Below are 21635 nucleotides of genomic sequence, written 5' to 3'. Positions count from 1 at the left end.
ATTAAAAATGTACTAATCTAAAGATATGGCTTGTGATTAGAATAACCGATAGTACCCAAGCAATCAGATCGGGCAAAATTAAAGACGGGAGATAATACCTGATAAATCCCCTATCGTCACAAATTTATTTATCATAATGGAAAAAAGAAAAGAGTAATCCCATAAGTTTGCAGCTTGACGAAGAACAATACAATGTTTGAAATGATGACTCAAACAATCGATTTAACAAGCCGAAACAGGATTACTCTTACTTTGAGAAAATTAAAAATCAGGCACTTGGTGCATGATAAAGCAGATAGATCTCAGTTAAATTATCCGGAATTTCCTGTGCAAGATCATCCATCAGTTGGCCATTGCGGCGGAAGGACTCCATTTGTGGATCTTCTTCATCAATGCCACTAAATACCATGATCGGCAAAGTCAACTCAACCAGATTCTCTTCTAATTCGGGCACAAACCATGCTTCTTCGTTAAGAAACATCGCATCCACAAAACCTACACTCCAATCGCCCAGACTTGAATCGACATCCGCTTCTTCAATTTCAAAGGGAAATTCGATCAACTCTTCGTTCGCCAGTGTTTGCTGAATATCTGCGAGCCAAAGCTCGATTTGTTCAATCACCTGCTTGGGAACTTGTTTGTCCTGCTCATCAAATAATAAAGACAACCAATTTGTTAGTGTCGGACCTACCGCAACTGCACATAAAAAACCATGTGTAGCAGCAAAATCTAAACCAAATTCGTTATCCTCACCATCCAAGTAATCACTTAACTTGTCTAAATCTAATGCTGCCATACCATTGCCCATCCAACAAAAACATCACTACCCAATTTGAACAACGAATTAATCTTCATCATCGTCCAGATCGTCGTCATCGAAATCATAATCAAATTCTTTTAACTCGCGCTGTAAACGACGCTCTGCTAAAAGATCATCAATCAATCGACGTTTTTCCAATGACTCCTTTGCACTGATTTTACTTGCAGTTTCATCAAACTGCGTATCATCATCAGAAAAGTTATCATCTAATTCAAAATCTTGAGAACTCGCCACGCAAATTACCCCAAATAAAAAATGAGAGCGTTAGGCGCTATTTATCTGTGCCAAATGGAATTGTCAAGCACTAAATATTAATTCACTGTTTTTTATAAGATTAATCCCCTATGTTACAAGCAGGTTTTTTTACCATTAGTTCAAATTTCGCAGTCCTAACGGATTTATCCGATTCCAATATCATTTAAACTTGAAATTTAAAACTTTATCCCAATATTGCAAGGATCAACGAATTACTAACCTAGTCAAATACCGGGTTTTTAGGCATATGGTGCAAATTTTTTCTGCATAAAACCGCCATTGTAAAATTACAACAGTGGTTTTTGTGCTATGATGCACTGTTTCACGATCATAGATTCAAAATAAGAGTGAGCTAAGATGAGCGATATGCATTCCCCGACCTCTCAAGTTGCGGCATTAATTAGCCGAGGCAAGGAGCAGGGTTATTTAACTTACGCTGAGGTTAACGATCATCTCCCGGACTCGATTACCGAAAGTGAGCAGATTGAAGATATTATTCAAATGCTTAATGACGTCGGCATTCCGGTTCACGAGCGCGCTCCCGAATCTGATGACATGATGTTAGAAGACTCACCAGATGCTGGTGATGAAGTTGCAGCAGAAGAAGCTGCGGCAGTTTTGGCATCAGTAGAAAGTGAGCCAGGTCGTACCACCGATCCTGTGCGGATGTATATGCGTGAAATGGGTACAGTTGAACTGTTAACCCGTGAAGGCGAAATCAGTATTGCCAAGCGAATTGAAGACGGGATTCGCGATGTTTTACATGCGATTGCTTACTGGCCAAATACCGTAGAAGTCGTATTAAACGAATATAAAGAAACTCTGGCAGATGAACCACAACGTCGTTTGGCCGATGTTTTATCTGGTTATCTTGATCTGGAATCAACAGAAGAAATTCCAGAAGTGCTTGAAGATGAAGTACCGGAAGATGATGATGACACTTCAAGCAAATCAACCAAAGAAGTGAAACTCGACGATGATGAAGAGGAAGAAGAAGAATCTTCCGATGACAGTGATTCTGAAGGTGAATCTGGTCCGGATCCTGAAATTGCCAGACAACGTTTTAACGAATTAGAAAACATCTGGAACCAAACCAAAGACGTCTTAGCCAAACATGGTCGTAACAGTGCGGAAGGTAAGGCACAACTTGAAGCAATGGCTTCCATCTTTATGATGTTTAAGCTAACACCTCGTTTATTTGATTTGGTGTCTGAAATGATTCGCGGCACTCATGATCAAATCCGCTTTAACGAAAAAGAAATCATGCGCTACAGTATGCGTCGTGGGCGTATGAGTCGTGATCTGTTCCGTAACACTTTCCCGGGCAATGAATCCAATCAGGCCTGGATTGAAGAACAGATCAATGTGGTCGATAGCAATATCAAAGCCCATCTTGAAAAAGTTCGTCCAGATATTTTAGCTTTCCAGCAAAAAATTGGCGAAATTGAAAACGAGCTGGGTCTGAGTGTTAAAGAAATCAAAGATATTTCCAAACGTATGGCAATTGGTGAAGCCAAAGCACGCCGTGCCAAAAAAGAAATGGTTGAAGCCAACTTGCGTCTGGTGATTTCGATTGCCAAAAAATATACCAACCGTGGCTTACAATTCCTTGATTTGATTCAGGAAGGTAACATTGGCTTGATGAAAGCGGTAGATAAATTTGAATATCGCCGTGGTTATAAATTTTCGACCTATGCGACATGGTGGATTCGTCAGGCGATCACCCGTTCGATTGCCGATCAGGCACGAACCATTCGTATTCCAGTGCATATGATTGAAACCATCAACAAGATCAACCGTGTACAGCGTCAGCTTTTACAGGAAATGGGCCGTGAACCGACACCTGAGGAACTGGGCGAACGTTTGGAAATGGACGAAGTCAAAATCCGTAAAGTGTTAAAAATCGCCAAAGAACCAATTTCGATGGAAACACCGATTGGTGATGATGAAGATTCGCATCTTGGAGATTTTATTGAAGATCAAAACATCACCTCGCCGGTTGATGCAGCGACTTCAGAAGGTCTGCGTGAAGCAACTCGTGAAGTATTGGAAAACCTGACTGAGCGTGAAGCGAAAGTATTAAAAATGCGTTTTGGTATTGATATGCCAACCGATCATACTTTGGAAGAAGTCGGCAAACAGTTTGATGTAACACGTGAGCGTATTCGTCAGATTGAAGCCAAGGCATTACGTAAGTTACGCCACCCTTCCCGTTCGGAACATTTACGTTCATTCCTTGAGAATGACTAAATGGGCATCATGCCGATGGGGTATTGAAATATGATCGTTCAACCCCATTAAATGAAAAGAAACATAAAAACGCCTGCCTCACGCAGGCGTTTCAGCTAGGGGAATATCATGACAGACCGCACACCATCTCGTGAGTTACAAGAACATCTTTGGGTATTCCCTATGGACTATCCGATCAAATTAATTGGCAATGCAGGCGATGATTTACGTCTTGCTGTCATTGATATTTTGGTCAAACATTTTCCAGAATTTGATGAAGCGACGCTTAAAACTCAGCCTTCAAGTTCAGGCAAATACCATTCGATTACTGCGCAATTGCGTTTTGAAGAACTAGAACAGGTACATTCCCTCTATGCAGATTTGGCCGCTTGTCCACATATCAAAACTGCACTATAAAGCTGAGATGATTTAAAGCTCCTCCACGTAGGAGCTTTAATATTTTAAACACGATATAAGCGATTCATATTATGTTTTGACCCTATTATATTAAAAAAAGCAACCATGAATAATCTATCTACTTCACAGCAGCTAAAACGTTTAGAAACTAAGCGTCGTAGTTTATTCATTACATCAATCTTACAACCTGTCTTCATGTTTCTGATTATTTATTATTTTATAGGTTTACAAAGTGCTCAGGACTTTCCTGTTATTATTGGAATTGCAGTACTTCTGGTGATATTAAATCTTCTCCAGCTCTTATATTATCATGTCAAATATAAAAAATTAAAAAGAACAGACATGCAAACATCAGTAGACGTAAAGTGAATATAATACTCGCTTTACGCTTCGATATATTGCCAATACCTCTACCGATAAATATTTAACCTAAGTTCTCCACAACGCGATCTTTTCCATACTGATTAGGCAGCCTTAACCAAACATAAGCAGCTAAAATCATCAATAAAATGCCTGAAGTATTTAGTACCTGACGATGTGATAAGGTAAATGCAGCCTTGGCATTGTCCTGAATTTGTGTTGCTAATGAGGTATCCATATCATTTGCAACATACATTGCTTCACCAATTGAGCTACTTACTGCGGGTATCAGTGCTTGGGGTAAATCGCTTGGAATGATAATAGACTGCATATAAAACCAAGATAGCATGAGACCAAAAAATGCCACCCCAAAACCTGCTCCTAACTCATAAGCCATTCCTTCTATCGCCCCTGCCGCAGCTGCTTTGTCAGGCGAAACAGATGACATAATTGCTGCGGTTGACGACAACAAAGCAATTTGCACACTTATACCAAGTAAAATCATCATCCCCCATGCCTGCAATTGCGCCGAAGCAAAGTCGGTATGCGCCAAGCCAAACATACTTAGACCGCTCAATAATATGCCGGTTGTTGCAATTCTTCTAAGACCAAATTTATTCACTAAAACACTCGCAATCGGTCCACCACAGCTAATAGCAAGCATAAATGGTAAAACAAACAACCCAGCTTCAAGTGCTGTATAGCCATAAACAAATTGCAATTCTTGAGAAATCAAAAGCTCAAATCCGACCAATGCCATCATTGCCACAATGGCCATAATTATTCCGGTAGAAATAAAGCGATTTTTAAATAAATGAAAATCAATCATTGGAGATGCTGAACGGAACTGATTTTGAATAAATCCAACTAACAACGCAAAACCGACCACAAATATTGTACTACTTATCCAATTAAACGCTGTGATTCCAGTTTTTAATGCATAAATAATACTGAGAATTGCAATGACAAGAAGTAAAGCCTGTAGCAAATTTAAGTTCTGCGTGGTTTGAACTTTTTGCTTGGGTACAAAAAATATTGTCATCAGCAAAACAAGTATAATCACAGGGATATTAATTAAAAAAACAGCACCCCAATGGAAATGTCCCAAAATTGCTCCTCCTAATAAAGGACCAAATGCTGCACCTCCACCGCCGACTGTTGCCCATATTCCTAATGCAAAATTACGCTGTTTTTCTTCCAGAAAGGTATTACGAATGGCTGATAATGTAGCCGGAATAATCATCGCCGCACCAACAGCAAGCAAAGCACGAGAGCCGATTAAACTCATTGCGGAATCAGAGAACGCAGCAAAAACTGATGCGATACCAAATAAAGTACTACCAATGATCATCAATCGTTTGAATCCAATACGATCGCCCAATGCTCCCATAGGCAAAATCAAGCCAGCCATGACTAGGGAGTAAATATCAATAATCCAGAGCAATTCTTTATTGGATAAAGCCAGTGCTTCACTTAACGTCGGTGCAGCCACATGTAATATGGTCGCATCCATCGCCACAGGAAGATAAATCAAAATCACAATTGCTAAAATCAACCACTTACGAAACATAACACACCAAACTGGACAAACGTTCAAATTAAATTTTAGCCAAAGTTGAACATTTGTCCAATTTATTTTTTAGGTTATTCTGTAAATTGAATTTATTCCTCTATCCCATAAATGAAATATCAGATCTTATGAGCTATCTTAACCGTGAACAAAGACGAGAAAGCATTTTAGATGCAGCGAAAAAAATTGCTCTATCTGAAGGTCTAGCTGCAATGACCGTGCGTAAAATCGCAAATGAAGCCCAAATATCCGTAGGGCAAATTCATCACCACTTCTCCTCATCCTCCCATCTCAAAGCAGAAGTATTTCTATGCTTGATGCAGCAGTTAGATAAGATTGCAAATACTATGGAAACTCAAGATTCCATTGAACATTTATTATTGTTACTCGGCTGTATAAATTTAGAATATGCCCAACCTTATTTTAGGCTGTGGAATGAAGCAGAAATATCGGCAAAACATGATGCAGAATTAAATAATGCCTATAACCAAGCCATGCAGGAATGGCACCAATCGATTCAACAGGTCATTCAGCAAGGACAAGATCAAAATATATTTAAAAAAGATCATCCAAGCGAAGATATTGCTTGGCGACTGATCGCATTTGTTTGTGGCTTAGATGGTATTTATAAATTAGGATTACAAGGTTTGAATGAACAAGACTTCACTCGTCATACTCAAATTATAATAAAAGCAGAATTATTCTAAGTGATTTATTCTGCCCCAAATTACACTCCGGAAAGTGATATGATTTTTATATATCACTTAATTTTTTGGATTAGGACGCTATGAGCAATGTTGCACCATTGATTCAACCACAATTAATCATTCATACATTTGAGCAATTACAAGATTACACTGAAAAATTTGAAGCCATGAAGGAATTTACCTTCAACCGTGATGAACAAAGTATTGATCAACTCTGGTTATTACAACATCCTTCGACCCTGACCCAAGGACAGGCCGGTAAAGCAGAACATATTCTAATTCCAACCAATATTCCTGTGGTACATACCGATCGTGGTGGTCAAGTGACTTGGCATGGCCCGGGTCAACTGGTGGCCTACTTTCTGTTTGATCTTAACCGCCTGAAATGGCATGTGCGCGATCTGGTGGATTTTGCCGAAAACATGATGCTCTGGATTTTGCAACAATATGGCATCAATGCCTATACCAAAAAAGATGCACCAGGCGTCTATGTTGATCAACGAAAAATTGGTTCATTGGGCTTTAAAATCCGTCGTGGTCGTAGTTATCACGGTCTGGCATTAAATATAGATTGTGCTCTGGATGGCTTTCACAGCATTAATCCTTGTGGTTATGCAGGTCTGGAAATGGTCAGACTATCTGATCTAGTGCAGCCAACACCTACTTTTTTACAAGTCTGTGATCTCGCCCGGAAGTTTATTGAACAACAAGATATTTTTGCAAAAATTGACACACAAATTCATTAAAAGCACTTGCGTTCTAGGGAAAACACACTTAGAGTAATTACTCTAATCTTAATTGTTTTTACATGAACAAGGATAGGCATGTGATCTCTACAAAATCTGTAAAACCCACACTTCAACATGCGTATGCTAGTCTAATAACGGTTAAACCGACATTACAGCATGCATATGTTAGCCTGATGATGGATGTCATCGGGCGTGGTTTGGTGGTGGCGAATCAAATTGACTCTGAAATTAAATCGGAAATTTCGGGTTTTCCGACCAATTTCATTTTTTCCATGAAAGTCTTTCCCAAAGGACCAAGTTTTGTGATTCAGGTCCAGTACGATCATCAATTAAAATTACTTAAAAATTTTTCCGGCAAACCTGATTTAACCATTACGTTTAAACATCTAACACATGCTTTTCTTGTGTTTTCATTTCAGGAAGGCACAGCACAGGCATTTGCCAATGATCGGATGGTGGCCGATGGTGAGTTGTCTTATGCCATTCGTCTAGTACGTTGCCTAAATAAAATGGAAGCGTTAATTCTACCAAAATTAGTCGCAGATCTGGCAGTTAAGGAATATCCAAAAAATTTATCCTTAAAAGAAAAAGCAACGGAAGCAGCCAGTATTTATCTGAAAATTGCCCAATCCTATTTAAAACGGAGTACATAACATGGCAAAGCCTTATTACGAATTTTTTTGTCCTGTCAAAGTCATTGCAGGAAACGCTGCCTTAGAACATATTCCTTTTGAACTGGCAACTTTAGGCGCAAAAAAAGCCTTAATCATCACCGATAAAGGTGTCCGCAGCAATGGTTTGTTAGCTCCGATTGAAAATGCATTTAGTGAAACGGATGTCGATATCAGTGCGATTTTTGATGACGTTCCACCTGATAGTAGCCTATCAACAGTACGTGAAGCTGCCCGCATTTATCGTGAGCATGGCTGCGATGCCATTTTGGCGATTGGTGGTGGTTCGGTCATTGATACCGCAAAGGCGACCAATATTCTGGTGTCTGAAGGTGGTGATGATCTTTTAAAATATTCTGGGGCACACAATCTCTCCAGACCGCTTAAACCATTTTTTGTAATTCCGACCACCTCTGGAACTGGTTCTGAAGTCACCATGGTTGCAGTGGTATCCGATACCGAGAAAAATCTCAAAATACCGTTTGCCTCTTATTATTTGATGCCGCATGCAGCAATTCTGGATCCACGTATGACCCAGACCCTGCCACCACATCTGACGGCAATGACTGCAATGGATGCAATGACCCATGCGATTGAAGCCTATACCTGTCTGGCAGCAAATCCAATCAGTGATGCTTATGCAACGGCTGCAATCAAAAAGATCAGTACGCATTTATTTACGGTACTGGATAATCCAACGGATGCTCAAGGCCGTCTGGAATTGGCACAGGCTTCGACCATGGCAGGGATCGCTTTTTCAAATTCAATGGTGGGTGTGGTACATTCTCTGGGTCATGCGCTAGGTGCAGTTGCACACTTACCCCATGGTTTATGCATGAATTTATTCCTGCCCTATGTGCTTGATTATAATAAAGAGGTCAATGGCGATAAAATTGCAGATTTATTATTACCCCTTGCCGGTGCGGATATTTATGCCCATACACCAGCCGATAAACGTGCAGATAAAGCCATTGATTATATTCGTCAGATACGTGACCAATTACACCTCCAGACAAAATTACCTCGTACACTACAAGAAACAGGGAAAGTCACACGTGAACAGCTTGTAGAGGTCGCCACAAAAGCACTGGATGATGGTTCAATAATCTATAATCCTAAAGAGGCCAATCTAAATGATTTGTTAGGGATTTTAGAAAAGGCATGGTAAACCCATGATATATAAAGTCCTGATTCAAAATCAGGACTTTTTTCATCGGTGCTTCTGATTTGGTATAACAAAACCACTTTTTGATATTTTTACCATCTCATGCCAAGACTTAATACATTAATTATCTATGCACGTAACATGCAACGCAGCGCTCAGTTCTACCATCAACATTTTGATTTCGAAACCACTGGCGAAATAATTGAAGGGCTTATCGAACTTAAATCCAAATCAGGTATAAACATTCTCATTCATCAAGCGGCAAAATCAGTTAAATTAGGGCAAGCAACGGTTAAACTGTCATTTGATGTACAGGACATTGAGCAGTTTATTACTCAGTCAGAACAGCAAGGACTGATATTTGGTGCCATTCACCATGCCAATGGTTACTGTTTTGACAATACCAAAGACCCAGACGGTAACTCAGTCAGCATCTCAAGTCGAACATTTAGAAATATTTCAAATTGAACAACCGATCAATGAAGTTCTTCTATCACTTGCTTTAATCGCACTGCATGGCTCATGTCTGTATTTTTTGCTGCATAAAACAACGTTATCGTTTGCTGCTTTACCATCTCATGTCGTTCTTTTAATTTCAAGATTACCTTTTAGTTCAACACGATATTTTTATACTTATCATAGAATTCAGTAGATTACACTATTAATTAAAAAATTTAAGATGCCCAAATATATAAACAACAATGTCCTAATTAAAAAGGCGCAGCAGAATATATGTCTATGTTTTGATGCTGCAACGGATGAACAAAAGACAAGTGACAAGCATGTAATGCCATACGTTTTAATGGACTATTTTCAGGATTTGGATGATACAGTTTGTCTCCGGTAATCGGATGACCAATATAGGCCATATGTACACGTAACTGATGAGAACGTCCCGTGATCGGTTCCAGTAAAATTCGGCTAATTTTCTGTTCTTCATCATATTGCGAAGCATAATATAAAGTCCTTGCCGACTTACCCGTTTCAAAATCTACCTTTTGTCGAGGACGTTTTTCCCAATCAGTGATCAGTGGTACATCGACACTGCCCTCACCCTCTAATTTTCCTTGTACCAATGCCACATAGTTTTTTTTGACCAGTCTTGCCTGAAATAATTTGCTCATCGCCACTTCCGCATCCCGATGTTTGGCAAACATGAGAATACCAGAGGTTGCCATATCCAGACGATGAGTGACTTTGGCATTAGGGAATTTTTCCAGAATACGCAGATAGGCACTATCCTGATGCTGGGGTAAGCGTCCCATCACAGATAATAATCCTGTGGGTTTATCAATCACCACATAATCATCATCTTCATAAAGCGTGATTAAAGGTGCTTGCGGTGGCGTATAAATAAAATGATCGGTATGCGACATCAGTAGGATCAGTACAACAGAATCGGCTGAAAATAACAGGCAATATTTCGACTGTCAATGATGCTCAAAATGTTGAATTGTAGTTTGCGATTTGCCCTGTCCTTTCGATTGATACATCAATTGATCTGCCACATGCAGGGCATCTTCCAGACTTGCCGGAAAATCATCAAAGATCGCCAATCCCATACTAAAATCCACACCATAATTTTGCTTTAAGGCACTGAGAACAAACAGTTCTCTTAATCTTGAATCGTAATGATGGGCACTATCTTCATTAATATCCAGTAAAATCACAGCAAATTCATCACCGCCTAATCGCGCCACCACATCCGAAGAACGATTGGCTTTTTTTAATATACTGGCAAATGTAACCAATATATCATCACCCCGAATATGCCCGTGCGTATCATTTACTGCCTTAAAACCATCCAAATCAATCACACCAACAGCAAAAGGAATTTTTTTTCTAAAGCTTAATTTTCGTAATATACGATATTCAATATCCAAGGCACGGGTATTATCCAGTGCAGTTAATGGATCATTCATCGCCATCTTTTTCAGATCATTCCAGTTTTTTCGCACCTTTATTAATAAAAAAGCAACAATGCAAAAAAATATGACGCGAACCAGACCGTTCCAAAAAGGAATAATAAAGTTTGAATAAAGATGACCGGCACTTAAATCGGCAACAAACCATGTCCCTATAGACATAAAAACGGTCAGCATTGTCATTTTAGTATTGTCATACCAGGCAGCAATCGCAACCGGTAATAAATAGAATATTGCAAAGGAATATTCATAACCGGTTCGGAAATCGATATAGCCAAAGACTAAAATAATCGCAACAATGAGTGCCCGACGAACAGATGGATTCGTAGAAATTATTCTCTCAAAAGACAGTTTTTTTATTTGAAATAGCCCAATCGTTTTTGCCACGCGATGCACAATCTCCTGAACTTACCAGTCAATTTTCAATATTCTTATCATATTACAACAAAAAATAAGATACAGTATTTGCCTTGAGCTTTTTTTAAGCACTCATCAGTATTTTGAATAAGATGACATAAAATAGCTCAAACTGCTATACCCGTCTTAGCAATCCACTGCAATTGAATACATCATATTCCTTAATGACAAAACTGGAATGCAGTGCAGCTACATGCTCTATTTTACCCATACGCTTGAGAAGCACATCACTATAATTTTCCATATTTTTGGCCACCACTTCGACCAGAAAATCTGCGGATTGTCCGGTAATCAAAAAAGCATTGATCACTTCCGGAATGTCTTTGAGTTCTTCCAGAAATTTATCGAAGGTATCGGTATCATGTTTGCTTAACGACACTTGCAGAATCACATGCAGGCTAAACCCCAATTTCTGATAGTTGATACTGCGTTTAAGCTGGCTCAGAATATTATTATCAATTAAATGCTTGATACGGCGATGCACAGAACTGACCGATAAATGAATTCGCTCCGACAGTTCATTTAGATTCATATCTTCATGGGTAAGAATTTCCAGAATCTGTTTATCAAAATTATCAAGTTCCATCATAACTGTCCTGTGCCTTTAAGCTGTAAATTTTACGATGAGATGGCGCAGGGATCATTTTATCCGTAAAGCATTTTGATCTGTAAAAAATTTTTAGGGTGTTAAGGGAAAACTTACGTTTCACTGTAACCACTTTATCTAGGTAAGATATCGCTTTGCTTACAGACTTTTGATCTATAGCGTTGTCAGCCGAATTGAGACCTTTTGAGTCAATACGCTTAGGTTGGATGAACCCGTTAGCGCATATTGATCTTTTCGTCCCTCTCACACCCTGAAACATAAGATAACAATTTAAGGATTAAATTATTTCCCTTAAATAAAGCCTTTGATATGAATTTTGGGAAAAATTTTCGTATTTAATAAAATAAAGAGATTTTTTTACTAAAAAAATAAATTTAGATTCATTTTTATTCTTATTTCAATCAAATTATTGAAAGTTCTTCATAAGATTTGACTAAAATATAAACTATAATTAAACTAGTCATATGACTAGTTATTTAAAGGAAAATATCATGCATACATGGTCTGTACAAGATGCCAAAGCAAGATTCAGTGAACTACTTGAAAGTTGCACAATTGAAGGTACACAGGTGATTACAAAACGTGGGGTGGAAACTGCGGTGCTTGTACCAATTGATGAGTGGAAACGTTTAACGTATGCTGCTAAACCGACACTCAAAGAATTACTTCTTCAGCAAGAGAATCATTTCGAACTTGAATTGCCCGTTCGTGGTCAAGCTAAACGCCGTAAAACGTCATCCTTAGATTAAGCTAAAGTTGGGTTAAAATGATGTATTTACTTGATACTAACGTTATTTCGGAATTACGCAAACCTAAGCCGCATGGTGCAGTTCTGGCATGGATCCAATCTATTGAAGATAAAAATTTATTCTTGTCCGTTGTGACCATTGGTGAAATACAGGCAGGTATTGAAATCACCAGAGAGCATGATGCATATAAAGCCGAACAAATAGAACTGTGGTTAAATGCTGTTGCCGATACCTATAATACTTTGCCTATGACAACTGATATTTTTAGAGCCTGGGCAAAACTCATGCATCGTACTTCTGATACTTTGTATGAAGATGCCATGATTGCAGCGACAGCAAAAGTCCATGATTTAACCGTTGTGACGCATAATATTGCAGATTTTAAAGGCTTTGGGGTAAAGTTATTTAATCCGTTTGATCATATTTTACTCTAAATAGAAATACTGATCTTATTAATCAATCTTCTGATAAGCATCTATATCTTTTTATTGGACTGATAAAAAAGACTTATTTAGAAAGTAAATAAGCCATACTTAGGATAAATTAATTCTCTAGTCCAAACCGATATGCTCCGATAAAATTCAACATATGCTGCACCAATAATTCGGGCTGTTCTTCGGGAATAAAATGTCCACAATTGCCTATCGTTACGCCTATAACATTTTGCACAAATTTTCTTAAAGGCGTTGCCATATCCGGAATTGATCCTTGATCGGCACTGACGGCCAATAATGGCACGCGTAGCAGATCGTTTTGATTCTTTTTATTTTGTGCAGCAGATTCTGCCACTGAACGATAAAATGCCATGCCTGCTCTAAGACTGCCTGGCTTAGACAAGATACGTAAATATTCCTGCATATCTTTATCTTCAAAAATGAAAGGATTTGCAGCCTTCTTTTTTAAAAACCAATCCAGATACACCGCCTCGCGGCCAGCGATTAATGACTCTGGCAAATCTTGTACCATATGAAAGGCAAAATGCCATGTTTTATAGGCTTTATCCAATGTAACAGGCAAGCTATCAGCCAAAGTTACCCCGGGAATACCCGCATCTAATAAAGAAACAGTTTTAACCACATCCGGAAAACAGTTTGCAAAAGAAAAAGCAACCCACGCGCCGATATCATGCCCGACCAGATGAATCTTATGGATATTTAAATGTTCTAATAAAGCGTTGATTCGAGCTGCAACGGTATCTGTATCATAGCCATCTATTGGATAATCAGAATCGCCCTGTCCCGGTAAGTCTGCTGCAATAACCCTATAATTTTCCGAAAGCAAGGGAATGACTTTTCTCCAAGCATAGCTACTTTGAGGAAATCCTGCCAATAACACAATCACCTCTGCGTCAATCTTTCCCGCACTAAGATAATGCATACGAATACCATTAATCGTAGCAAAGTGATGCGAATAATCGTTTATTGAATCGAGTTTATGCATTTTGCCAACTCCTTTGATTTGAATTAGGAAATGATTATTTCCAAAATAGTTAAAAAAATTAGTTCTTCAATATGCCCATCATTAAGGAAATGATTGAATCATTTGGAGATGTAGATGAAATTTTTCCTGCGACGCGTATCCCTAGCACCAAACAAAGCAATAAAGATGCTGCTGTATCGGTATTTAATTGCTTACCAATAGAGCCATCTTGCTTCCCTTCCTCAATAAACTGTTTAATATTCGACAAATTTTTATTGAGAGCCAATTCGACTGCCTGTGCCAATTGTTGATTTAATACCTCAATTTCAATTGCACTACCAACCACCAAACACCCGCGTTTACCTTCGATGTCTTGCACCGAATCGATGTAAAATTGCAATAGTATTTGTATTTTTTGAAAACCATTTTCAGAATCTTTTAAACGAGCATTTAATGCCTGATTTCGAAGGGAAAGATAACGACCAAAGACTTGCGCAAAAAGTGTAGGTTTATCGCCAAATGCCTTATAAATACTACCCACTGTCAGATCCATTGCCTGACACAGCTCACTCATCGAAGTGGAATGATATCCCTGACTGCGAAAAACCTGCATAGCTTGATCTAAGGCATCGTCAATATTAAATTGGCGGGGGCGACCACGACCCATATTTTCTTGATCAGACATAAAAATAATTAGGAAATGATTATTTCCTAATAGAATACTGCATATTTTTATTTATACAAGCGTTTAATTGCACAAAATCTATGATTCAACTGATGACTTAGACAAAAATAATTCATGAGAAAGACTCACTTTTATACTTAAACCATAGAACTATAAAATTTAATAAATTCAATCCTTACACCAAAAATTTTTAAACATTTATCATTTAAATATTGATATGACATGATTTGAAACTCTATCTATAATATGTTATTTGACAGTGGTTAAATGCTGTTGCCGACACCTACAATACTTTGCCGATGACAACTGATATTTTTAAAGTTTAGAATGAAGCTATAACTCTTTAGATTTTTAAGTCACCCATCAAGGATTTAATTCTGTCAATTTCCTTATTTATTTTATTGATAGCTTTTGGAGCATGGTAGATTATTCAGATGGAGCCTGAAAAATAAAATTCAACTTATCCTTTAGATTTTAAATTTACGCTGTAATTTTTTCAATAAAATATCCTGAACATTGCGACGACCATCAATCACTGCCAATACAATCACTGTTTGCTTTTGAATTTTATAGAATATTCGCCAATGCTGCTGTATCAGTTCCCGATAGCGTAATTCGTTGTATTGATAGAGTTCTGGAACATATCTCCCTCGTTCGGGAAATTGTCTTAATTCACGGAATCTTTGCTGAAAATGCTGTAAAAGTTCATCCGCAAAATCTGAGTTTAAGGCAATATAATAGTCCAATATTTCTTCCAAATCTTGCTCGACAGTAGATGGTACAATTACTCGATAGTTTTTCTTAAAATCATGTTGTTTAGTATCCAACATATTTATTTTGCCATTCTCGAACGCAGTCGCTGAAATACCTCATCATCACTGCTGGCCTCACCATTTGCATATTCAGTTTCTGCAATTTGAAAAATATTGAGTAAACCAAACGCATTTTGCATATTCTGATAGCTTTCAAAATCAACAAGTACCGCTTTGGCTTCGCCATTTTGGGTAATGATAATAGATTCTTTTTGCTCATTAACAAATTTCATCATCTCGGCAGCATTACTTTTGATATAGGAAATCGGTTTGATCTTGATGGTTGTAGTCATTATATTCACCTTACCATGCTAACGTAGTCTTTTTATTAGACCATAAAAGGACTGCTTGGGCAAGATCGTTAGGTATTATATTGTTATACATCATTTTTAGCATTATTGAATGGAGTAAAGATCTCCTTATAACTTTTCAATTTCATTTATCATAAAAAGACTCCATCACAAAGATAAAGTCTTTTTTCAAACAAGATCAACAACTTTTATCCAAAATTTAAGCCACACTACCCTCTAAAAAATCCTGTGCAAAGCGTTGTAATACGCCACCTGCTTCATAGACAGAGACTTCCTCAAGGGTATCTAGACGACTGGTCACTGGCACCTCAACCACTTCCCCATTTTTTCGGTGAATCACCAAAGTTAAGTCATTACGTGGTGACAATTCACCTTTGACATCATAGGTTTCTGTGCCATCGAGTTGCAGAGTTTTACGCGTGGTACCGGGTTTAAACTGTAACGGCAATACTCCCATACCAATCAAATTGGTGCGGTGAATCCGTTCAAAACCTTCCGCCACAATGACTTCCACTCCTGCCAGACGTACACCTTTAGCCGCCCAGTCTCGGCTCGAACCTTGTCCATAATCTGCACCGGCAATAATGATTAATGGCTGTTTACGGTTCATATAGGTTTCAATGGCTTCCCACATACGCATCACTTGACCTTCTGGCTCAACGCGTGCCAGAGAACCTTGCTTAACTGTACCATCGGCATTTAATACCATTTCATTAAATGTTTTGGGATTTGCCAGTGTCGCACGCTGCGCAGTCAAGTGGTCGCCCCGATGCGTGGCATAAGAGTTAAAATCTTCTTCCGGTACGCCCATTTTTGCCAAGTATTCACCTGAAGCACTGTTCAGTACAATGGCATTGGAAGGTGATAAATGATCGGTGGTGATATTGTCAGGTAAAATCGCCAGTGGGCGCATTCCGGTTAAAGTGCGCGGTGCAGCCAGTGCGCCCTCCCAGTAGGGTGGACGACGAATATAAGTACTTTGTGGACGCCAGTCATACAATGGACTTTCTGCCTGTTCAAACTCACCCAGATCAAACATCGGAATATAGACTTTACGGAATTGTTCAGGTTTCACCGATTGTTTAACCAAAGCATCAATCTCTTCATCCGAAGGCCAGATGTCCTTCAGATAAACCGGATTGCCATTTTTGTCCTTACCCAATACATCTTTTTCGATGTCAAAACGAATCGTCCCTGCAATTGCATAAGCCACGACTAAGGGTGGTGATGCCAAAAATGCCTGTTTGGCATAGGGATGAATACGCCCGTCAAAATTACGATTGCCTGACAGTACCGCAGTGGCATAGAGATCACGATCAATAATCTCTTGCTGAATCACGGGATCAAGTGCGCCCGACATCCCATTACACGTGGTACAGGCATAGGCAACAATACCAAAGCCGAGTTTTTCCAAATCTTTTAATACGCCTGCTTCTTCCAGATAGAGTGCTGCGGCTTTTGAACCCGGTGCAAATGAGGATTTAACCCACGGTTTACGGGTTAAGCCTAGTTCATTGGCTTTACGCGCTAGTAAGCCTGCCGCAACAGTATTACGTGGATTTGAAGTATTAGTACACGAGGTAATCGCTGCAATAATAATGGCACCATCCGGCATCAGACCATCAGTACGATTTTCTACCACACCGGCAATGCCTTTCTCTTTAAGATCGGCAGTAGAAACACGCGCATGTGGATTAGATGGCCCGGCAATATTACGCGTGACTTTGGATAAATCAAAACGCAAGACACGAGGATAAACCGCCTGTGTCATATCACTTGCCCACAATCCAATTTGCTTGGCATATTGCTCAACCAGTTGTACTTGCTGCGCCTCACGTCCTGTTAAAGTCAGATAATCAATCGTATTCTGATCAATATAGAACATCGCCGCAGTTGCACCATATTCCGGTGTCATATTGGAAATGGTTGCACGATCACCCACCGACATGGTATCTGCACCTTCACCAAAAAATTCCAGATAAGCACCGACCACCCGTTCCTTACGCAAAAACTCGGTGAGTGCTAATACAATATCGGTTGCGGTAATGCCGGCCTGACGCTGTCCAACCAATTCCACGCCGATAATATCGGGTAAACGCATCCATGAAGCACGACCCAACATGACATTTTCTGCTTCCAAACCACCAACACCCACTGAAATAACACCCAGTGCATCGGTATGTGGGGTATGTGAATCTGTACCCACACAAGTATCCGGAAATACAACACCCTCTCTTGACTGAATCACAGGCGACATTTTTTCCAGATTAATCTGGTGCATGATGCCATTACCTGCGGGAATCACATCGACATTTTTAAATGCAGTCTTGGTCCATTCGATAAAGTGAAAACGATCTTCATTGCGGCGATCTTCCACCGCACGGTTTTTGGCAAAGGCATCCGGATCGAAACCGCCATATTCTACTGCCAACGAATGATCCACGATCAATTGTGTCGGCACAACCGGATTGACTTTGGCAGGATCACCGCCTTGATCTGCAATCGCATCACGCAAACCGGCCAGATCAACCAGTGCAGTTTGTCCCAAAATATCATGACATACCACACGCGCCGGATACCATGGAAAATCCATATCCTGACGACGTTCAATCAACTGTTTTAAATAATCGGTCAGATTTTCACTGTCTGCTTTACGGACCAATTGTTCAGCCAGAACTTTTGAGGTATAGGGCAAGCCGTCATAAGCCCCTGACTGAATCTCCTCGACTGCCTGCCGAACATCAAAATAATCCAATGACGTACCTGGCAAGTTTTTTCTATACTGGGTGTTCATTAATCACGCTCTGCAATAGGAACAAATTCTAGGTTTTCCGGGCCGGTATAATCTGCACTTGGACGAATGATCTTGCCATCCTGCCGCTGCTCTAGCACATGTGCCGACCAACCTGCGGTACGTGCAATCACAAACAATGGCGTAAACATTTCGGTCGGTACACCCATCAAGTGATAGCTCACGGCACTAAACCAGTCCAGATTTGGAAACATGTTTTTGGCCTCTTTCATTACTGTTTCCAGACGTTCGGCGATGCGGTACATTTTCTTGTTATTGTGTGCTTCGGCCAGATCAAAAGCGACTTTTTTAATGACATCATTCCGTGGGTCGGCGATGGTATAGACTGGATGACCAAAGCCAATGACGACCTCCTTGTTTTCTACTCGGCGACGAATATCGACTTCGGCTTCATCGGCATTGTTATAACGCTGCTGAATCACAAATGCCACTTCATTGGCACCGCCATGCTTGGGTCCACGTAAAGCACCGATTGCGCCAGCAATACTGGAATACATATCCGAGCCTGTACCGGCAATCACACGAGAGGTAAAAGTTGAGGCATTGAATTCATGTTCTGCATATAAAATCAATGAGGTATGCATGGCCTGAATCCATTGCTCATTTGGTTTTTCACCATGCAATAGATGTAAAAAATGTGCGCCAATGGAATCATCATCGGTTTCTACGTCGATACGTTTACCGTTATGGCTAAAGTGATACCAGTACAACAACATCGAACCAAGTGATGCCATCAGTTTGTCGGCAATATCCCGTGCTGCGGCATAACTGCGCTCTTCGGCTTCTGGTCTTAAACACCCTAAAACCGATACCCCGGTACGCATCACATCCATCGGGTGTGACAATGGCGGCAACTGTTCCAATGCAGTTTTTAAAGCGGCTGGCAAGCCACGCAAACCTTTGAGTTTACCTTTATAGGCCTTGAGTTCCGAGCTGGTCGGTAATTTTCCATGTACCAATAAATAAGCAACTTCTTCAAACTCACAGTTCACGGCTAAATCAAAAATGTCATAACCACGATAATGCAGGTCATTGCCACTGCGGCCCACAGTACATAAAGCAGTAGACCCTGCAACCTGACCACTTAATGCCACTGATTTTTTTGGTTTAAATCCTACAACCTGTTCTAAATGACTCATGATTCTTTCCTTTCATCCTGATGGGTAACTTTATTTTTTTGATGACGTCATGTCATGCAGCTTTGCGATTAAATCAAGGCCGTTTACTTGGCCTGATTGAACAATGCATCCAAATGCTGTTCAAATTGATGGTAATTGATACGTTCATATAACTCCTGACGAGTTTGCATGGTATCAACCACATTTTTTTGTGTACCATCACGACGCAATGCCTGATACACATTTTCTGCGGCTTTATTCATGGCACGAAATGCCGACAAAGGATAAAGTGCCAGACTCACATCGGCAGATGCCAACTCTTCTGTGGTAAAAAGTGGCGTCGAACCAAACTCGGTAATATTGGCCAGAATCGGTACATGTGTCGCCTGCGCAAATTGACGATACATCGCAAGCTCGGTAATCGCTTCCGGAAACAGCATATCTGCACCCGCTTCAACATATGCACCCGCACGGTCAATTGCTGCTTGTAAACCTTCCACAGCCAAAGCATCGGTACGGGCCATCACCACAAATCGATCATCGGCACGTGCATCAACAGCAGCCTTGATACGATCAACCATTTCCTGTGTCGAAACAATGGCTTTATTGGGACGATGGCCACAGCGTTTGGCACCAACCTGATCTTCAATATGCATGGCAGCAGCACCAAATTTAATCAGTGATTTGGTGGTACGGGCAATATTAAAAGCAGAGGCACCAAAACCGGTATCCGCATCAACCAGTAAAGGCAGATCACAGACATCGGTAATACGGCGCACATCGGTAAGTACATCATCCAGATTACTGATGCCTAAGTCCGGTAAACCCAACGAGCCTGCTGCAACGCCACCGCCTGACAGATAAATGGCTTTATAGCCAGCACGTTTGGCCAGAAGTGCATGATTGGCATTAATCGTGCCCACCACCTGTAAAGGGTGTTCTGCGGCAACTGCATCACGAAAGCGTTGACCTGCGGATAATGTTGACATCCTTATTCTCCTTGAGATGACATCCAGTGTTGTTCAATGTTTTTATATGACTGTGCAATATGCCGACGCATTAATAGCTCAGCCAGTTCACCATCACCTTCGGCAATAGCATCTAAAATACGAATATGTTCATTTAAAGCTTTTGGCGGACGATTGGGGGTATTGGAAAACTGTATGCGATACATACGGATCAGGTGATACAACTCATCACATAGCATTTTTTCCAGCGTTTTATTGGCACTATTTTTGATAATGCAATAATGAAAATCATCCTGACCTTCCTGCAAGTAATAGCCTTTGCCAGCCTTAAAGGCATCATCTTCGGCATGTTTTTTTAACACATCGCGCAGTGCCAGAATCTGCTGTTTATCAATCCGCTGTGCTGCCAGACGACATGCCAATCCTTCCAGATTTTCCCGTATCTGATATAGCTCATACAACTGTTGATGTGAGAGTGATACTACCCTTGCCCCGACATGGGCAGTACGTTCAACCAGTTTTTGCCCTTCCAGCCGCCGAATCGCCTCACGTAATGGTCCACGACTGATGCCATACATACGTGCCAATTCAGGTTCGGAAATCTTTTTGCCAGCAGGAATCTCGCCACTGACAATCGCCGCCTGAATGGTTTGAAATATTTGATCTGACAATGTCATGTCCTGATCATTTTTTAATTCTTCCAATAACACGCACACACCATATTGTAGACAATATTAAGAATATAAGCCTAATAAAGCATTTTTTTACGCCAATTTCAACATAATTGTCTACAATAAAGTAAAATTGCGTCCAAAGTCTAATATGGCGAAAATTTTTTATCGTCGTAATTGTTGTATAAAAAACTTTTG

Annotated in this window: 23 protein-coding genes; 9 read left to right on the top strand and 14 right to left on the bottom strand. The window is 40.0% G+C overall.

Going from position 1 to position 21635, the window contains the following annotated elements; all coding sequences use genetic code 11:
- Positions 1 to 268 precede the first annotated feature (268 nt).
- Both CRO21_RS08825 and CRO21_RS08820 read right to left on the bottom strand, forming a co-directional pair.
- Positions 269 to 796, bottom strand: a complete 528-nt coding sequence (locus CRO21_RS08825; RefSeq protein WP_097079213.1) for a YecA/YgfB family protein — start codon at positions 794 to 796, stop codon at positions 269 to 271.
- 48 nt (positions 797 to 844) lie between these two features.
- On the bottom strand, positions 845 to 1054 hold the full coding sequence (locus tag CRO21_RS08820; RefSeq protein ID WP_087621791.1) for a PA3496 family putative envelope integrity protein: 210 nt from the start codon (positions 1052 to 1054) through the stop codon (positions 845 to 847).
- Between the two features lie 378 nt (positions 1055 to 1432).
- Here CRO21_RS08820 and rpoD point away from each other — a divergent pair, with 378 nt between their 5' ends.
- Positions 1433 to 3325: an RNA polymerase sigma factor RpoD gene (gene rpoD, locus CRO21_RS08815; protein WP_097078966.1), complete on the top strand. Its 1893-nt coding sequence runs from the start codon at positions 1433 to 1435 to the stop codon at positions 3323 to 3325.
- Positions 3326 to 3433: 108 nt separating this feature from the next.
- The gene (locus CRO21_RS08810) at positions 3434 to 3721 is read left to right on the top strand and encodes a YbeD family protein (RefSeq protein ID WP_097078965.1); all 288 of its coding nucleotides are present in this window, start codon (positions 3434 to 3436) and stop codon (positions 3719 to 3721) included.
- A 424-nt stretch (positions 3722 to 4145) separates the two neighbouring features.
- On the opposite strand, the gene CRO21_RS08800 is transcribed toward CRO21_RS08810, so the two are convergent.
- On the bottom strand, positions 4146 to 5651 hold the full coding sequence (locus CRO21_RS08800; RefSeq protein WP_097078963.1) for a SmvA family efflux MFS transporter: 1506 nt from the start codon (positions 5649 to 5651) through the stop codon (positions 4146 to 4148).
- 128 nt (positions 5652 to 5779) lie between these two features.
- Between CRO21_RS08800 and CRO21_RS08795 the strand changes: the two genes are divergently transcribed.
- The 5 genes from CRO21_RS08795 to CRO21_RS08775 all read left to right on the top strand — a co-directional run bounded on the left by CRO21_RS08795 (position 5780) and on the right by CRO21_RS08775 (position 9411).
- Positions 5780 to 6358, top strand: a complete 579-nt coding sequence (locus tag CRO21_RS08795; protein WP_097078962.1) for a TetR family transcriptional regulator — start codon at positions 5780 to 5782, stop codon at positions 6356 to 6358.
- Between the two features lie 80 nt (positions 6359 to 6438).
- Complete coding sequence (lipB, locus tag CRO21_RS08790) at positions 6439 to 7104, top strand: lipoyl(octanoyl) transferase LipB (RefSeq protein ID WP_097078961.1); 666 nt, start codon at positions 6439 to 6441, stop codon at positions 7102 to 7104.
- A 176-nt stretch (positions 7105 to 7280) separates the two neighbouring features.
- Positions 7281 to 7760 carry a hypothetical protein gene (locus CRO21_RS08785; protein ID WP_097079212.1) on the top strand — a complete coding sequence of 160 codons (480 nt, stop codon included), beginning with the start codon at positions 7281 to 7283 and terminating at the stop codon, positions 7758 to 7760.
- 1 nt (position 7761) lies between these two features.
- On the top strand, positions 7762 to 8946 hold the full coding sequence (locus CRO21_RS08780) for an iron-containing alcohol dehydrogenase (protein WP_097078960.1): 1185 nt from the start codon (positions 7762 to 7764) through the stop codon (positions 8944 to 8946).
- A 99-nt stretch (positions 8947 to 9045) separates the two neighbouring features.
- Positions 9046 to 9411 (top strand): VOC family protein, encoded by a 366-nt coding sequence (locus CRO21_RS08775; protein ID WP_097078959.1) that lies wholly within the window; start codon positions 9046 to 9048, stop codon positions 9409 to 9411.
- 242 nt (positions 9412 to 9653) lie between these two features.
- Here the strand turns inward: CRO21_RS08775 and CRO21_RS08770 are convergent, their stop codons facing one another.
- The 3 genes from CRO21_RS08770 to CRO21_RS08760 all read right to left on the bottom strand — a co-directional run bounded on the left by CRO21_RS08770 (position 9654) and on the right by CRO21_RS08760 (position 11871).
- A complete protein-coding gene (locus tag CRO21_RS08770) occupies positions 9654 to 10319 on the bottom strand; it encodes a pseudouridine synthase (protein ID WP_097078958.1) in 666 nt (221 codons plus the stop codon).
- Positions 10320 to 10373: 54 nt separating this feature from the next.
- Positions 10374 to 11255, bottom strand: coding sequence for a GGDEF domain-containing protein (locus CRO21_RS08765; RefSeq protein WP_228150404.1), 882 nt, complete (start codon positions 11253 to 11255; stop codon positions 10374 to 10376).
- Between the two features lie 145 nt (positions 11256 to 11400).
- Positions 11401 to 11871 (bottom strand): Lrp/AsnC family transcriptional regulator, encoded by a 471-nt coding sequence (locus tag CRO21_RS08760; RefSeq protein ID WP_097078957.1) that lies wholly within the window; start codon positions 11869 to 11871, stop codon positions 11401 to 11403.
- A 512-nt stretch (positions 11872 to 12383) separates the two neighbouring features.
- Here CRO21_RS08760 and CRO21_RS08750 point away from each other — a divergent pair.
- Together CRO21_RS08750 and CRO21_RS08745 are read left to right on the top strand one after the other, a co-directional pair.
- Positions 12384 to 12641: a type II toxin-antitoxin system Phd/YefM family antitoxin gene (locus tag CRO21_RS08750; RefSeq protein WP_097078955.1), complete on the top strand. Its 258-nt coding sequence runs from the start codon at positions 12384 to 12386 to the stop codon at positions 12639 to 12641.
- 17 nt (positions 12642 to 12658) lie between these two features.
- Positions 12659 to 13075 (top strand): type II toxin-antitoxin system VapC family toxin, encoded by a 417-nt coding sequence (locus CRO21_RS08745; RefSeq protein WP_228150403.1) that lies wholly within the window; start codon positions 12659 to 12661, stop codon positions 13073 to 13075.
- A 109-nt stretch (positions 13076 to 13184) separates the two neighbouring features.
- Here the strand turns inward: CRO21_RS08745 and CRO21_RS08740 are convergent, their stop codons facing one another.
- The 8 genes from CRO21_RS08740 to CRO21_RS08705 all read right to left on the bottom strand — a co-directional run bounded on the left by CRO21_RS08740 (position 13185) and on the right by CRO21_RS08705 (position 21443).
- Positions 13185 to 14081, bottom strand: a complete 897-nt coding sequence (locus tag CRO21_RS08740; RefSeq protein WP_097078953.1) for an alpha/beta fold hydrolase — start codon at positions 14079 to 14081, stop codon at positions 13185 to 13187.
- 58 nt (positions 14082 to 14139) lie between these two features.
- On the bottom strand, positions 14140 to 14745 hold the full coding sequence (locus CRO21_RS08735; protein WP_097078952.1) for a TetR/AcrR family transcriptional regulator: 606 nt from the start codon (positions 14743 to 14745) through the stop codon (positions 14140 to 14142).
- Between the two features lie 467 nt (positions 14746 to 15212).
- Complete coding sequence (locus tag CRO21_RS08730; RefSeq protein WP_097078951.1) at positions 15213 to 15575, bottom strand: type II toxin-antitoxin system RelE/ParE family toxin; 363 nt, start codon at positions 15573 to 15575, stop codon at positions 15213 to 15215.
- 2 nt (positions 15576 to 15577) lie between these two features.
- Positions 15578 to 15850, bottom strand: coding sequence for a type II toxin-antitoxin system Phd/YefM family antitoxin (locus CRO21_RS08725; RefSeq protein ID WP_097078950.1), 273 nt, complete (start codon positions 15848 to 15850; stop codon positions 15578 to 15580).
- Between the two features lie 217 nt (positions 15851 to 16067).
- Positions 16068 to 18662, bottom strand: coding sequence for a Fe/S-dependent 2-methylisocitrate dehydratase AcnD (gene acnD, locus CRO21_RS08720; RefSeq protein WP_097078949.1), 2595 nt, complete (start codon positions 18660 to 18662; stop codon positions 16068 to 16070).
- A complete protein-coding gene (gene prpC / locus CRO21_RS08715) occupies positions 18662 to 19819 on the bottom strand; it encodes a bifunctional 2-methylcitrate synthase/citrate synthase (protein WP_097078948.1) in 1158 nt (385 codons plus the stop codon). The genes acnD and prpC overlap by 1 nt, the downstream gene beginning before the upstream one ends.
- 83 nt (positions 19820 to 19902) lie before the next feature.
- Positions 19903 to 20787, bottom strand: coding sequence for a methylisocitrate lyase (prpB, locus tag CRO21_RS08710; protein ID WP_097078947.1), 885 nt, complete (start codon positions 20785 to 20787; stop codon positions 19903 to 19905).
- A 2-nt stretch (positions 20788 to 20789) separates the two neighbouring features.
- Entirely contained in the window at positions 20790 to 21443 is a 654-nt protein-coding gene (locus tag CRO21_RS08705) for a GntR family transcriptional regulator (protein WP_097079210.1), read from the bottom strand.
- Positions 21444 to 21635 lie beyond the last annotated feature (192 nt).

Origin of the sequence: Acinetobacter puyangensis, assembly GCF_900096995.1 — a bacterium.
In the GTDB taxonomy this organism is placed as follows: Bacteria; Pseudomonadota; Gammaproteobacteria; order Pseudomonadales; family Moraxellaceae; genus Acinetobacter; species Acinetobacter puyangensis.
Note: the sequence above shows the minus strand (reverse complement) of the source record. Positions and strands in the feature narration are given on the sequence as shown.

Coding starts and splice junctions, on each gene's coding strand:
- CRO21_RS08825 (WP_097079213.1), bottom strand. CDS start 796: ATGGCAGCATTAGATTTAGACAAGTTAAGTGATTACTTGGATGGTGAG.
- rpoD (WP_097078966.1), top strand. CDS start 1,433: ATGAGCGATATGCATTCCCCGACCTCTCAAGTTGCGGCATTAATTAGC.
- CRO21_RS08810 (WP_097078965.1), top strand. CDS start 3,434: ATGACAGACCGCACACCATCTCGTGAGTTACAAGAACATCTTTGGGTA.
- CRO21_RS08800 (WP_097078963.1), bottom strand. CDS start 5,651: ATGTTTCGTAAGTGGTTGATTTTAGCAATTGTGATTTTGATTTATCTT.
- CRO21_RS08795 (WP_097078962.1), top strand. CDS start 5,780: ATGAGCTATCTTAACCGTGAACAAAGACGAGAAAGCATTTTAGATGCA.
- lipB (WP_097078961.1), top strand. CDS start 6,439: ATGAGCAATGTTGCACCATTGATTCAACCACAATTAATCATTCATACA.
- CRO21_RS08785 (WP_097079212.1), top strand. CDS start 7,281: ATGATGGATGTCATCGGGCGTGGTTTGGTGGTGGCGAATCAAATTGAC.
- CRO21_RS08780 (WP_097078960.1), top strand. CDS start 7,762: ATGGCAAAGCCTTATTACGAATTTTTTTGTCCTGTCAAAGTCATTGCA.
- CRO21_RS08775 (WP_097078959.1), top strand. CDS start 9,046: ATGCCAAGACTTAATACATTAATTATCTATGCACGTAACATGCAACGC.
- CRO21_RS08770 (WP_097078958.1), bottom strand. CDS start 10,319: ATGTCGCATACCGATCATTTTATTTATACGCCACCGCAAGCACCTTTA.
- CRO21_RS08760 (WP_097078957.1), bottom strand. CDS start 11,871: ATGGAACTTGATAATTTTGATAAACAGATTCTGGAAATTCTTACCCAT.
- CRO21_RS08750 (WP_097078955.1), top strand. CDS start 12,384: ATGCATACATGGTCTGTACAAGATGCCAAAGCAAGATTCAGTGAACTA.
- CRO21_RS08745 (WP_228150403.1), top strand. CDS start 12,659: ATGATGTATTTACTTGATACTAACGTTATTTCGGAATTACGCAAACCT.
- CRO21_RS08740 (WP_097078953.1), bottom strand. CDS start 14,081: ATGCATAAACTCGATTCAATAAACGATTATTCGCATCACTTTGCTACG.
- CRO21_RS08735 (WP_097078952.1), bottom strand. CDS start 14,745: ATGTCTGATCAAGAAAATATGGGTCGTGGTCGCCCCCGCCAATTTAAT.
- CRO21_RS08730 (WP_097078951.1), bottom strand. CDS start 15,575: ATGTTGGATACTAAACAACATGATTTTAAGAAAAACTATCGAGTAATT.
- CRO21_RS08725 (WP_097078950.1), bottom strand. CDS start 15,850: ATGACTACAACCATCAAGATCAAACCGATTTCCTATATCAAAAGTAAT.
- acnD (WP_097078949.1), bottom strand. CDS start 18,662: ATGAACACCCAGTATAGAAAAAACTTGCCAGGTACGTCATTGGATTAT.
- prpC (WP_097078948.1), bottom strand. CDS start 19,819: ATGAGTCATTTAGAACAGGTTGTAGGATTTAAACCAAAAAAATCAGTG.
- prpB (WP_097078947.1), bottom strand. CDS start 20,787: ATGTCAACATTATCCGCAGGTCAACGCTTTCGTGATGCAGTTGCCGCA.
- CRO21_RS08705 (WP_097079210.1), bottom strand. CDS start 21,443: ATGACATTGTCAGATCAAATATTTCAAACCATTCAGGCGGCGATTGTC.